At 48.9% G+C, this 13,274-nt stretch carries 11 protein-coding genes; 6 read left to right on the forward strand and 5 right to left on the reverse strand.

Going from position 1 to position 13,274, the window contains the following annotated elements:
- Positions 1-154 precede the first annotated feature (154 nt).
- Positions 155-2,047, forward strand: coding sequence for a pseudouridine synthase (locus L0Y31_RS00545; RefSeq protein ID WP_234735115.1), 1,893 nt, complete (start codon positions 155-157; stop codon positions 2,045-2,047).
- A 404-nt stretch (positions 2,048-2,451) separates the two neighbouring features.
- Here L0Y31_RS00545 and udk read toward each other — a convergent pair whose 3' ends face one another.
- Positions 2,452-3,069: a uridine kinase gene (gene udk / locus L0Y31_RS00550; protein WP_234735116.1), complete on the reverse strand. Its 618-nt coding sequence runs from the start codon at positions 3,067-3,069 to the stop codon at positions 2,452-2,454.
- Between the two features lie 54 nt (positions 3,070-3,123).
- Positions 3,124-5,586, reverse strand: a complete 2,463-nt coding sequence (locus tag L0Y31_RS00555) for an alpha/beta hydrolase family protein (protein WP_234735117.1) — start codon at positions 5,584-5,586, stop codon at positions 3,124-3,126.
- 135 nt (positions 5,587-5,721) lie between these two features.
- On the opposite strand from L0Y31_RS00555, the gene L0Y31_RS00560 reads away from it, so the two are divergent.
- From L0Y31_RS00560 to L0Y31_RS00580, 5 genes are all read left to right on the forward strand, one after another.
- Positions 5,722-6,207 carry an NADH-quinone oxidoreductase subunit A gene (locus L0Y31_RS00560; RefSeq protein WP_234735118.1) on the forward strand — a complete coding sequence of 162 codons (486 nt, stop codon included), beginning with the start codon at positions 5,722-5,724 and terminating at the stop codon, positions 6,205-6,207.
- Positions 6,208-6,238: 31 nt separating this feature from the next.
- Entirely contained in the window at positions 6,239-6,808 is a 570-nt protein-coding gene (locus L0Y31_RS00565) for an NADH-quinone oxidoreductase subunit B (protein WP_234735119.1), read from the forward strand.
- Positions 6,805-7,302 (forward strand): NADH-quinone oxidoreductase subunit C, encoded by a 498-nt coding sequence (locus L0Y31_RS00570; RefSeq protein ID WP_234735120.1) that lies wholly within the window; start codon positions 6,805-6,807, stop codon positions 7,300-7,302. Before L0Y31_RS00565 ends, L0Y31_RS00570 begins: the two co-directional genes overlap by 4 nt.
- Before the next feature lie 76 nt (positions 7,303-7,378).
- Positions 7,379-9,070 (forward strand): hypothetical protein, encoded by a 1,692-nt coding sequence (locus L0Y31_RS00575; RefSeq protein WP_234735121.1) that lies wholly within the window; start codon positions 7,379-7,381, stop codon positions 9,068-9,070.
- 39 nt (positions 9,071-9,109) lie between these two features.
- Positions 9,110-9,799 (forward strand): FkbM family methyltransferase, encoded by a 690-nt coding sequence (locus L0Y31_RS00580; RefSeq protein WP_234735122.1) that lies wholly within the window; start codon positions 9,110-9,112, stop codon positions 9,797-9,799.
- A 29-nt stretch (positions 9,800-9,828) separates the two neighbouring features.
- On the opposite strand, the gene L0Y31_RS00585 is transcribed toward L0Y31_RS00580, so the two are convergent.
- The 3 genes from L0Y31_RS00585 to bshA all read right to left on the reverse strand — a co-directional run bounded on the left by L0Y31_RS00585 (position 9,829) and on the right by bshA (position 13,135).
- Positions 9,829-10,449 (reverse strand): sterol desaturase family protein, encoded by a 621-nt coding sequence (locus tag L0Y31_RS00585; RefSeq protein ID WP_234735123.1) that lies wholly within the window; start codon positions 10,447-10,449, stop codon positions 9,829-9,831.
- 68 nt (positions 10,450-10,517) lie between these two features.
- The gene (locus L0Y31_RS00590; protein ID WP_234735124.1) at positions 10,518-11,849 is read right to left on the reverse strand and encodes an NAD(P)/FAD-dependent oxidoreductase; all 1,332 of its coding nucleotides are present in this window, start codon (positions 11,847-11,849) and stop codon (positions 10,518-10,520) included.
- 131 nt (positions 11,850-11,980) lie between these two features.
- Positions 11,981-13,135 carry an N-acetyl-alpha-D-glucosaminyl L-malate synthase BshA gene (gene bshA, locus L0Y31_RS00595; RefSeq protein ID WP_234735125.1) on the reverse strand — a complete coding sequence of 385 codons (1,155 nt, stop codon included), beginning with the start codon at positions 13,133-13,135 and terminating at the stop codon, positions 11,981-11,983.
- Between the last annotated feature and the right edge of the window lie 139 nt (positions 13,136-13,274).

Genomic DNA, 13,274 nt, shown 5'->3' on the forward strand with positions numbered 1-13,274 from the left:
TCAGGAAAAATTAGTCAGGAATCCCTAATCATTAATCCTATTTTATTTGTTGTCCCAAAATAAGCTAACTTTGAAGCCCACTTTTAGAGGCTGATTAAAAAACCTTGAAAATCAGAAAAAATAAAATACACTACAGTAGCGATACTGCAACTTCATGAAGAGAGACTCCAGAGAGGAAAATTTTGATGGCCGCGGTGCAAATGACCGCCGTGATGGCAGGACAAACGACACCCGTTCCAACAGTGACAAAGCTCCTTTTTATAAGAACGTAGCCCGTCAAAACGACGGTAACCGTGCCGATGAAGCTGGCGATTCACGTCCAAGTTTTGAACGCCGCTCATCCAATCGGGAGGACGACCGCCCCAAAGGCAATCGTTCATCCCGCAGTGAACAACCATTCCGGAAAGAGAATACGGAACGGCGCGACTTTAAACGCCGTGATGACAGCCGCCCATCTTTTGGCAACCGCGATGAACGCCCCCGAGGTGACCGCCCCGCTTTTGGCGACCGCAACGAACGTCCCAGAGGTGAACGGCCATCTTTTGGCGACCGCAACGAACGCCCTAGAGGTGAACGTCCTTCTTTTGGGAACCGCGACGAACGCCCTAGAGGCGAACGTCCCCCTTTTGGCGACCGCAATGAGCGCCGGAGCCCTTCGTCTGATCGGCCCGAACGTCCGTTCCGCCGCGATAATGATAGCCGGCCTTCCGGTGAACGTCGCTCTTCGGAGCGCGGTGAGCGTCCATTCCGCCGGGATGACAATGACCGTCCTACTTTTAACCGTCGGGATACGGGCAATAGCCGCCCATTCGATGAGCGCCGCAGCTCCGATCGCAACGAACGCCCTAGAGGCGAACGTCCGTTCCGTCGGGAAGAAAACAACCGGAATGGCAACGAACGTAGCTTTGGCGAACGGCGGGGTCCTTCGTCCGACCGGAACGAGCGGCCAAAAGATGAGCGCCCATTCCGCCGCGATGACAACAACCGGTATGGCAACGAACGTAAATTCGATGAGCGCCGGGGCCCTTCGTCCGACCGTCCAAGTCGGCCTGAGCGTCGCCCTTTCGGTGACCGCCGGAACACGAAGCAGGATGAACCAGCCTGGAAAGAACCAGAACGTAAAATATTCCGCTGGGATGATAACAAGGATGACCGCCGCGATAACCGGGAACGTCGCCCTTCAAGCGATGCGTCTGATCGGGAACGTCGGTTTGCGTCTGAGGACCGCCGCGCTGACTCCAATCGCAAAGTCCCCAATTACGACCTGGATCGCCTGAAGGCTAAGGTTCCTACCAACCGGAAAACAACCCGTAATTCGGAATCCGAAGAAGAGAACGACGGTACCATCCGCCTGAACCGCTACATCGCTAATTCAGGAATCTGCTCACGCCGGGACGCCGATGGCCTTATTGCCAATGGTGAGATTAAGGTGAATGGAAACGTAGTTACCGAAATGGGCTATAAAGTAAAGCCTAGCGATACGGTAAAATACGGCACGAAGGCACTGAATCCAGAAAAAATGATGTATGTGTTGCTGAATAAGCCCAAAGACTACATCACCACAACGGAAGACCCTAAGGAGCGCAATACGGTAATGGATCTGGTTAGCAGTGCAACCCCGTACCGCATCTACCCCGTTGGCCGTCTTGACCGCAACACAACCGGGCTTTTGCTGATAACGAACGATGGTGAATTGGCCGAAAAGCTGACGCACCCGTCCAATAATATCAAAAAAGTATACCAGGTTGAAATTGACAAGCCTATTACGAGCGAGCATTTTGAACAAATCAAGGAAGGCGTTGAGCTGGAAGATGGTTTGATCAAGCCCGATGACCTGGGTCTGGTAACGCCGGACGCGCAGGTGATTGGTATTGAAATTCACAGTGGTCGCAACCGGATTGTTCGCCGCATTTTTGAGCATTTCGGGTATGAGGTTACCAAATTAGATCGTACGGTTTATGCTGGCTTGAATAAGAAAGATTTACCCCGTGGAAACTGGCGGTACCTTACCGAAAAGGAAGTAGTAAGACTTAAGTACTTGCTATAATAAGTACCCATTTTAATTCACGTATAAATCCCGGAGAAATCTGGGATTTTTTTATTAGCGAAATTAAAAAATAAAAATATTACTCTTTTAAATGATTGATTATCAATCCCAATTAAAATAACAAGATTAAAAATAACTAGGTGTTATTGCTTAGTTATTTTTTGTTTGAAATAGATGTTGTTACTTTGATGCCATACACTAATGGTGTGTAAAGGGATAGCTACATTTGAGTAAATGAACATTAAAGCCCGTTCGCCTTGCGAGCGGGCTTTATCTTTTTCCAAGAGCGCAAAATCACATCTATTTTCGGCTGGAAAAGCCCAGTTTAAGCGCACAAAAAAGGCGTTCACCAAAAGATGAACGCCGAAAAGAATAGAAAATAGCTACGCTTCCGTGCGCAAGCTTTATAACTTGCTTTTCAGATACCCAATTACCACATCCAGTCCTTTCTGATAATGTTGATTATTGGGAATAACGACATCGGCTTCAGCCTTGTAGGGCTTGATGTACTTCTGGTATGATGGGCGAACGTGGTTTTCCCATTGGTATTTAATGAGCTCCAGATCATATCCCCGCTCTTCCGTATCCCGCCTGATCCGGCGATCAAGCTTGATTTTGTTCTTGGCCGCCACAAAGACTTTCAGATCCAGCTGGTCCGCGATTTCTTTAAAGTGAAAGACAAAAATGCCTTCAACAACAATAATGGGTGCCGGTTTAAGCGTAATGATTTGCGGAGTAGCCGCCGGATTGTTAAATGTATATTCTAATTGCTCCACAAAATGCCCGGCCCGAAGCTGCTCAATGTGTTGGGCATACCGATGATGATCAATTGTTTCGGGCAAATCAAAATTCTCGATGCCGTTGGGATCAAGCGGAATCTCACTAAGTGGCCGGTAGTAATTATCCTGTGAAATAAGGCAAACTTCATCTTCACTAAATGCGTCAAGTAAGCCTTTCAAAAAAGAGGTCTTCCCGGACGCGCTTCCGCCCGTAATGCCAACGATGAATGGTTTGGTGATCATGCTGCAAAATTACGGAACCGCAGCGGATTAATCCGCTGCGGTTCCGACTAATTCCTATTTACCCGTACTCACTTTGCTGGCCTGTGGCCCCGTAGTCGGACGATTTTTTACGTATTTATCAAGCCACTGATTCATTTCTGCTAGTGTGTGCAGGATGGACTCTTTAGCGGCGTAGCCGTGGCTTTCGTACGGTAGCATCACCAGTCGGGCCGTTCCACCGTGGCCCTTCAGTGCGTTGTAAAACCGTTCGCTCTGGATGGGGAATGTGCCCTGGTTGTTGTCGGCTTCGCCGTGAACCAGCAAAATCGGTTCTTTTAGCTTATTCGCGTGGTTGAAGGGCGACATGCGGCTGTATACTTCCGGTGCCTCCCAGAACGTACGCTCTTCGGACTGGAAGCCAAACGGGGTTAATGTCCGGTTGTAAGCACCGCTGCGCGCAATACCCGCCGCAAAAATATCACTATGAGCCAGTAAGTTAGCCGTCATAAAAGCACCGTATGAATGCCCACCAACCCCAATTCGCTTCGGATCAGCAACTCCGCGACGCACCACTTCGGCAACCGCCGCCTCAGCGCCCGAAACCAATTGCTCGATATACGTATCGTTGGGTTGGTTGGTTCCTTCGCCAATAATTGGCAAATCTGGGTCGTCCAGAACGGCGTAACCTTGCGTTAACCAGAACAGCGGTCCACCCCAGCTCAGACGCACAAATTCATAAGGCGAATCTTTCACCTGTCCGGCGGCATCAGCGCTCTTAAACTCCCGTGGATACGCCCACATCAGCAACGGCAACGTGCCTTTTTCTTTGGTATAACCTTCGGGCAAGTACAGCTTAGCGGTTAGCTTCACGCCATCTTTACGCGTATACTGAATCAATTCTTTCTTGATGTTCTTCAGCGCCGGATACGGATGCGGAAAAGACGTTAATTGCGTCAGTTGCTGGTCGCCTTTTTTGCTTAGGTTCCGCACAAAATAATTAGGCGGCATCTCCACCGATTCCCGACGCGTGATGATGATGTTTTTCGTTTCGTCCAGAATTTCGACGGGCACTTCGTAGTAAGGAGCCTGCGAGCGGAATACTTCTTTCGTTGTCTTCGTATCCAGGTTCATTTTCCGCACGAATGGCCGGTTGCCTTCCGGCGACGCCCCCGCTCCGATCAGAAAAATGGACTTGCCTTTGTCGGCCAGCACTAGCACGGAGCGACCCGCCTCGTTGGTTTTCGTAGCAGGGCTACCGGGATTAGCATACCCATCTTCCGTATTGCGGTCGAAAAGAGTTTTCAGACTTCCGGGTTTGGCCGGGCTAATCTGGTGCGTCCGAATTTTGCGGGTTTTCCACCAGCCATCCGACACCATCGCGACCTCGTCATTTCCCCAGACAACACCCCGATAGCGCAGAGGAAGAGCAGCCAGTTCAGTCGCTTCGGCGGTAAACGGAGCGGGCATCAGAAATACTTTATCCCGAATGGCCGCCTCTTTATTCGGATCGCCACCGTCCTGCGCCTGCACGTAGTAAACGGTTGCCGGTGCATCAGCCCGCCAGTTCACCGAACGCATGCTCGTTGGCACCGCATCGAAGCCTGTCGGCAGGTTTTCGGCCAAAGGCACTTCCGCCAGCACCTTCACCGATTTTCCACCCTGATCCAGCACTTCTATCGTCTTTGGAAAAAACGAGTAGGGCACCAGGTAAGAATAAGGCTTTTTAACGGTAGTCGTCAGCAAATACTGCCCATTGGGAGAAAGGTTAAAATCGGTCACGATGCGAGCCGATAGCAAAGGCGTCTGCTGCCCAGCCAGACTTACCTTAACCAGCTTTCCGGCAATGTGGTAGTCAAACAAGGCTTCGTCGGTAACATTTTTCAGCAAATCCTGGTAGGTACGCGAAGGCGCTTTACCGCCCCGGTTTTCCTGCGTGGTTGGGCCGGTTGGTACGCTCGGCGCCTGCGGAGGTTGCTGGCGCGCCTCATCAATTAGCTTAACAATGAGCGACTGGCTGTCTTTTCCCCACTCATATGGTATGCCCGGAATCGCATCGTTCACTCCTTCCAGCAGCTTTTTTGCCGTTCCGGCAGCTACCTCAACGGTCCATAATTCAATGGTATTTTGTTTGGGTACCGTAAAGGCAATTTGCTTGCCATCCGGCGACCAGCTTACGTCGGCAATTCGCACCTCGGCGGGCAACCCTGTGATGGCTTTTTCCTGCTGGCTGGCAATGCTTTTTGCTTTCATTCCAACGTAGGTAAGTGCCCGGCTTTGTCCGTTATTGAGTGGATTAATGCGCAATCCGCCAATTCGTAGTTCAGGAGCGGCCAATTCAGCAATGGTTGGCATGTCCGAACGCTCCAGAATCAGCATCCAGTCATTTTTAGGCGAAATACTAACCGAAGGCGTTGGCGGGGCCGTTGCCAGGTCTGTAATAGCCTTGGGCGGCGTTTGGTACGACTGATTGTCCTGGGCCAAAGCAATTCCAGGCAGTAGAGCCGTCAGTAGTAAAACGTGTCTACAAATAAAGTTCATGAGGTTACGTTTGGATGAAACTATAGGTTTTAAAGGTTAAATTTAGGTATTTTGCCCGAAAGGCTTATTTAATCTGGTTCTCGATAGGCTTAAATTTCCATTTATAGCGACTTGAGCCGATTTAGGTAGATAAAAATGCTTTCTGACTTCGGAATTATCCTGCTTTTCATCCTTACGGGACTTGTTCTTGTAAGTGCCATGTTGTTTGCGGCCAAACTCCTCCGCCCCGACCGCCCCAACATCGAAAAGCTCAGCACCTACGAATCGGGCGAAGAGCCCATTGGGAATGCGAATATCCAATTCAACATCCGGTTTTACGTCGTTGCGCTGATTTTTGTCTTGTTTGATGTAGAGCTGGTGTTCCTTTTTCCGTGGGCAATTGTTTTTGGGCAGGAAACGCTGATTGAGGAAACGAATGGGCTCTGGGGTTGGTTCTCTTTAGTAGAGATGCTGATCTTCGTCGGACTGCTATCGCTGGGGCTGGCTTACGCCTGGGTAAAAGGCTACCTCGATTGGGTCAAGCCACAGCCCGCCAAGCCGGTGGTTCATTCGAATGTTCCGGCCTCTATGTACGAGAAAATTAACCAGAAATACGCCAACACAAACGCCCGGAAAACTTAATCTCTTCTGGTTGTTTGTATGCCAATATTATATGAGTGGCCTGTTAGATCAACGATTTAAAAGCGGCGAAGGAGGCATGTTGCTCACTACGGCCGAAGATTTACTGAACTGGGCCCGGCTATCTTCCCTGTGGCCAGTCGGGTTTGGAATTGCCTGCTGCGCCATTGAAATGATGCAAACCATGGCATCAGGGTACGATATGGAACGTTTTGGTACGTTTCCCCGCCCTTCGCCCCGCCAGTCGGATGTGATGATTGTGGCCGGTACTGTCACGTTCAAAATGGCCGATCGAATCCGGCGGCTTTACGAACAAATGCCTGAGCCGCGCTACGTGGTTTCGATGGGCTCCTGCTCCAACTGCGGTGGCCCTTACTGGCAACACGGCTACCACGTCGTCAAAGGTGTTGATCGGATTATTCCGGTTGATGTCTACGTCCCTGGTTGCCCACCTCGCCCCGAAGCCTTGATTGGCGGTTTTCTTAAATTACAGGAAAAGATTCGGGGGGAACGCTTGACGGATGAGCCCGCACCAACCGCTTTGCTGGAAATGGCTCAGGAAAATGCGCTGGCCCGCGAACAAAAACCAGAATTTGCCGCATGACATTCGCTGAAATAACCGACCTGCTGACCGAACATTTTGGTGCGGAAGCCATTTTGCAAGCCAATACTCAGAATACGCAACCTTTTCTGGTGATTCAAACGGCGCAGATTGCTGAGGTTTGTCACTTCCTCAAGCAGGACGAACGCCTATTCTTTGATTTTTTGGCTTGCATGACAGCCATCGATAACGGCCCCAAAACGGGCACGATGGAAGTCGTTTACAACCTGACGTCTATTCCTTACGAGGAAAATTTAATGCTGAAGATTGTCGTGCCACGCAATGCCGAAGGAGAACCGCTTCCTACGGTCCCGTCGGTTACTCCGGTCTGGCGCACCGCCGATTGGCACGAACGGGAAGCTTACGATTTGCTTGGCATTTCCTTTGAAGGCCATCCAGATTTGCGCCGGATTCTTCTTCCTGCCGACTGGGAAGGTTACCCCCTTCGTAAAGATTATGTGGAACAGGAGCGTTACCACGGCATTGTCGTGAAGTAAACAGAAACCTGTTCTGAGCGTTATAGTGGGTGTCACCCGGAACCATTATCTTAGCGTAAAATAAGTTGCCGTTGCTATGCCTCTTACCCGTTACCTGCTACTAACTTTTTGCTTCTTTCTTACGGTTTCCTGTGCGCTGGCCCAGAAAATGGACTCGGTTACCATCAAGGGACGCATCAAGAACCTGACCGTTGACCTCTACCGCCAAAGTCCTACCGTTTCGGTTTCACGAAGCAACATCCTGCAAGCCAGCCGCGAGATGACCCGCACGGCGCAGCTTGAACCTGATGGTTCTTTCCAATTGACGCTGCCTAAGATCTATCCCTACGAAGAGATGTATTTCCGGTTCAGCAATGTCTCCAGTGTCTTTCTGGCCAGTTCTGGCACGATTGAGATCGGGCTAGATGCCGATTCGTTATACGTGACAGAATTACCCTTCCGCTTTGGCGGTAATCTGGCTAATGTCAACAACCAATTGGCCCGTTTCAAGGCCTACGAAGCCAAAAATAGAAAACCCGCCGACAACCGACGCTTGCAGCAACGACTGGAACGCAAATCAGCCGACGGTACTTTTCTAACGTTAGTAGAAGAGTTTTCCAAGCTTTCGAATGAATACAAAGCCCAAAATACGCTTCAGCCGCTGCTCAATGATTTTTTAACGTCAACCATTCGCTACGAAGCTGCGACTTACCTGTTTGATAAATACACCGCAGAAGAGTTAACCCTGCCCGCTTCTGTCTTGGATAGCTTACGGCCCGCAAAGGATCCGTTTATGTCGATAGCCCGCGCAACGGCTTACGACCGGCTGTCTGTCTATCTGGTTCAAAAAGTGAATCGCCGCCCTGTTCAGGCATCCAATCGATCGACGCAAAATGGTCTTGCCATCCAAAGATTGGCAGAATTATTACTTCGTTATGGTTCTGGATTAACGAACACGGAGAAAAGTAAGCTGAACGAAATTATCTCGAAAGGGGGCGCTCAGAACAAAGATTTACCGTTGATCAATCGGGTATATGAACGCAATGCGGATACGCTGTCCAAACTGGTGCCGTACGAAGCCTTGCTCGCTCAAATCGACAAATCGTCTGATAGCACGGAAGGAGAATTTCTGACGGGTCAGCTTATTGCGCAGAGCTGGTTGCAATCGACTCTCAACGAAACTCGCCTGACATACGCCCACTTTACACCCCGAGTTAGTAGCCGGAACTATAAGCTTTCTTTCTCGGAGTTGTATAACCTTCAGATCAAAGACAGTGCTGCCATCCGGGGGGTTAACCAGCTTGTTAAAAAACAGGCTAGTCCGGGAAATCCGATTTCGGTAATGCCCGGCGTTGCTCTACTGGATGCCAGTGCCTTGCCAAATGGCTCTTTTCCGAGTGGCCGCGACGTAGCAAACAAAATTCGGGAGCAGGGACGTGGTCGCCTGATTTACGTCATTACCTGGTCGGATCAGATTGAACAAACCCAGGATATGGCGCTGCAAGCCCAAAGCCTGGCCGAACAATTCCGCAATGATTTACTGGTAGTTTATCTATGTGCCGGTGACCTCAATAAATCTTTTTGGCAGGAATGGGTAGCCCGCAACAAGCCAAGGGGATTACATGTGTTTGCACCCGATGAAAACGCATCGGAGATTATGCTTGCTCTGCGTACGCTGGATATGCCTTCAGCGGCGTTGCTTGGCCGCGATGGCAAATTTATCAAACGCCAGGCTCCATTACCCGACAAAGTAGACGAAATTCAACGACTTATTCGAGAAAAAAGATAGATTGCCGTTTTTAGATTTGAAGTCACTAGTTCGTTTGGAATGACAGAACTGTATAAAAGGCTAAAAGCAAAGCAACTTTCTTTTTATCACGTTTGTGAAGTGGGTGTTTATCTGCCGCAAACGTCTAATATAATCGACTTTATTCAGGATGGTATCCCGGCAACGCTTGTCGAGGCAGATCCGGAGGTAGTTGAAAAGATCAAGCAATCTTTCAAAAATTATCCCATAACGGTTCACGCGGTAGCCGTCTGGGATTATAATGGTTTACTAACACTCTCAAAAGCATCCGCCTCGACGTTTGTTTCGGCCTTAAAATCCAGTCCCGCACTTGAGAATGATCGCTACCAGATCAAACAGGAGACAACAGTTGAAGTCCCCTGCCAACGCTTTTCAGAAATTGACGACGGAACCATTGATTTACTGAGCGTTGACATTGAAGGCAGCGAGTGGTATGTGCTTAAATACCTGACCAGTCGCCCTAAAGTGATTTCCCTCGAAACGCACGGTAAATTTTACACCAATCCGTTCATGGCAGAAATCGAAGCCTGGATGAAAAACAATAAGTACGAAATCTGGTACAAAGACGCGACAGACAGCGTTTATATTCAAGCAAATACCTTCCCGATCGGTTTGTTTGAAAAGATTGCCCTCCGGCTTAGACAAATAGCTATTTCGCTGCGAAAGAAGAAAAAATACCTGAAAATCAGCCATAAAAAAAGCCCCAACTAAGGCCGGGGCTTTTCATGATTGAGAATAATTTATTTCATATAGGTGCCAAAAACGTAATCCCAAAGTGGCGACGAAACGCCGTAGTTTTTTTCGTGGCTTTTGTAGTGATGCACGGCGTGGTTAATCCACAACCACTTGAAAAAATTCTTCGGTGGCTTGTAAGCGTGCACAATGAAATGAACAAACAAGTAGCCTGAATACCCTACCAAAAAGCCGGGAAAGAAGGCGTAGGAAGCCTCCCCTAATAACAGGAAAGTAACGCTAAACAGCGCCAAACCAACAAAAACCGCCATAGCAGGAGGCATAGCCAGACGCGTTTTATCTTTCGGATATTCGTGGTGAATGCCGTGGAAAGTATACTGAATCTTAGCTTTCAGCGATGTATTGGTTTCCATGTGGAAAACACCCCGGTGCGTTGCATACTCAATTAGCGAAAAGACGAGAATCCCAGAAAGGAATAAGGTTCCAATCCAGCCCGCTGTCATGTCGGTATACGTAAACGCGTACCAACCTAAAATGGTGGCAGTCACTAAATAAATCGTAATTGGAACGGCAATATGGGTCCGGGAAAGCGCTTCCAGAATGGGGTTGTCAAATAGAGGGCGGGTGCCGGTATTTTTAGGCCGGACTTTTTCAACGTTTGCTTCCATGTTGTAATAAAAGTGTGTATAGTTGTTGTATTCGAATATCAGGCGACTATCCAGCGCCTTAAAATTAACTAACGCGTCACAAGTTGATCTTCCACCTTGTGCTTCACGGCGTCAAAATTCCCTTTGGGTATTTTAGGCTTGATGATGAGTCGCAGCGATTGATCATACGTCATATAACCCCACATCCAGTTGATCAAAATCAGCAATCGATTCTTAACACCAACGATAGCCATTAGGTGCACGAAGAGCCAGACCAGCCACGCAAAGAAGCCCTGAAACTTCCAGAATGGCAAATCTACCACGGCCAATCCGCGCCCAACCGTAGCCATTGAACCCAAATCTTTGTATTTAAATTCTTTTAATGGCTCATTTTTGACCAAGTGGACCATATTTTTAGCCAAATGCTTACCCTGCTGTATCGCTGGTTGGGCAATCTGCGGGTGTCCGTTTGGCCAGGCCTCCTCGGTCATCAAGGCAACATCACCAATGGCAAACACATCCGCTAAGCCTTCCACCTGGCTGTAACGGTTGACTAGAATACGACCACCACGCCCGAGGGCTTCCGTCGGTAATCCGTTCAACGGACTGGCTTTAACCCCAGCTGTCCAGACCAGGTTATTGGTTCGAATGGTTGTTCCTTCTTTTGTGAAGACAGTCTGCCCGTCAAAATCCACTACGCGGGTGTTAAAAATTAATTTAACGCCTAGCTCTTCCAAGTATTTCTGCGACTTCTGCTGCGATTCAACGGACATTGGGCCCAGCAATTCGGCTCCGCCTTCAATCAGATAAATCTGCATGATGTTGAAGTCCAGCTCTGGATAATCACGGGGCAAAACCGTGCGTCTCATCTCGGCAAAGGTACCGCATAATTCAACGCCCGTAGGTCCACCACCTACAACGACAACGTTCATCAACCCCTGTTTCTCATCATCATTGGTAACAGCCAGTGCGTCTTCGAAATTTTGCAACAACCGGTTCCTCAAGGCAATAGCCTCCGAAACCGACTTCATGGGAAGCGCCCGTTCGATGATATTCTGCATGCCGAAATAATTCGTATCAGCGCCCGTTGCAATGACTACATAGTCATAATCAATCGGCCCTAAATCCGTTTCGACCGTTTTGGTGTTGACGTTAATTTTCTGAACATTGGTTACCCGGATATGAACGCTCTTACAGCCGCCAAAAACGGCACGCAGCGGAAAAAGAATAGAGCTAGCATCCAGGCCGGATGTAGCTACCTGATAATAAAGCGGCTGAAATTCGTGGTAGTTGTGTTTATTGATCAGTACAACTTGGAATTCTTTTCGGTGCGACAGCTTACGGGCCAATTGCAGCCCTCCGAATCCCGCCCCGACGATAACAACCCTCTTACGATCCGTCCGTGGAATATTTGGATTCATACTCGTTGTGTTGAAGTAGTAACTAAATCTATAGCCTTCAACCTGAACAACTCTAAACCGCCGCTAGTCGCTAAAAACCATAGACTCTTAGTATAGTAACGCGCAAAGCCGCCCTATTTGTTTCTACTTTTTCAGGAAATGAGCGTCGGACTCGTCTGCAATCGCGTTTCAGAAACCACGCGCTCGTAGTGGGCTTCGTACAAAGGCAGTATTTTGGAAAGCTCAAATTCCTTCGCCCGTTCCAGCGCGTTGTGTTTGAAAGTAGGCAGGTTATCGTCGTGAAGAACATGAAGTGCGTTTTTCACCATGTCGTCCACATCGCCGACATCACTCATGAAACCCGTTACACCCTGCACATTCAGTTCGGGCAAACCACCCGCATTTGACGTAATAAGCGGCACTTCGCAGGCCAGTGCTTCCAGGGCAGCCAGGCCGAAGCTTTCGTTCTCGGAAGGCATCAGGAAAAGGTCAGCTACCGACAGAACTTCTTCGACGGCATCCAGTTTGCCCAAAAACCGCACCCCTTCGTAGATGCCGTAATCCCGACACATTTTTTCAATGCGCGCCCGCTCCGGGCCATCGCCAACAAGCAACAACTTGGCTGGAATCTCCTGCTGAATCTTGTAAAAAACCGCAACCGCATCATCAATTCGTTTCACCCGCCGGAAATTCGACGTGTGCACGATTAATTTTTCGCCATTGGGGCAGATGGCCATTTTGAAATGATCTTTTTTCTGGCGCTTAAACCGGTCCAGATCGACAAAGTTGGGAATCACTTCAATGTCCCGCTTTATCTTGAAATGGCGATACGTATCCTTGCGCAAATCATGCGATACGGCTGTCACGCCGTCCGACTCATTGATGCTAAACGTTACGACAGGTTCGTAAGAAGCATCTTTACCGACCAATGTAATGTCCGTTCCGTGTAACGTCGTAACCACGGGGATATAACGACCCTGGGACCTTAAGATCATCTTTGCCATGTAAGCCGCCGAAGCGTGCGGAATGGCGTAATGAACATGCAGTAAATCCAGGTTTTCGTATTGGACCACATTTACCATTTCACTGGCCAGCGCCGTCTCGTAAGGCGGGAATTGGAACAGCGGGTAGGTTGGTATCTTAACTTCGTGATAGTAAACGTTTTCGTTGAAAAAATCGAGGCGGGTAGGTTGTTGGTAGGTGATAAAATGAACTTGGTGACCAGCTTTTGCCAGTGCTTTGCCCAGTTCGGTAGCGACAACGCCACTCCCACCAAAAGTTGGATAGCAAACGATTCCGATTTTCATGTACAATAAAATTCTTCACCCATTAACAGCAAAACCTACACTTTCTGTTCAAAATTTAATTCAGAAACAGATGAAGAATTTATGAATTAACGAGTCATATGCATCTGTCAGCCCAAAAGCGTATCTTTGGTTGCTAAAA

This window comes from Tellurirhabdus bombi, from assembly GCF_021484805.1.
Taxonomy (GTDB): Bacteria; Bacteroidota; Bacteroidia; order Cytophagales; family Spirosomataceae; genus Tellurirhabdus; species Tellurirhabdus bombi.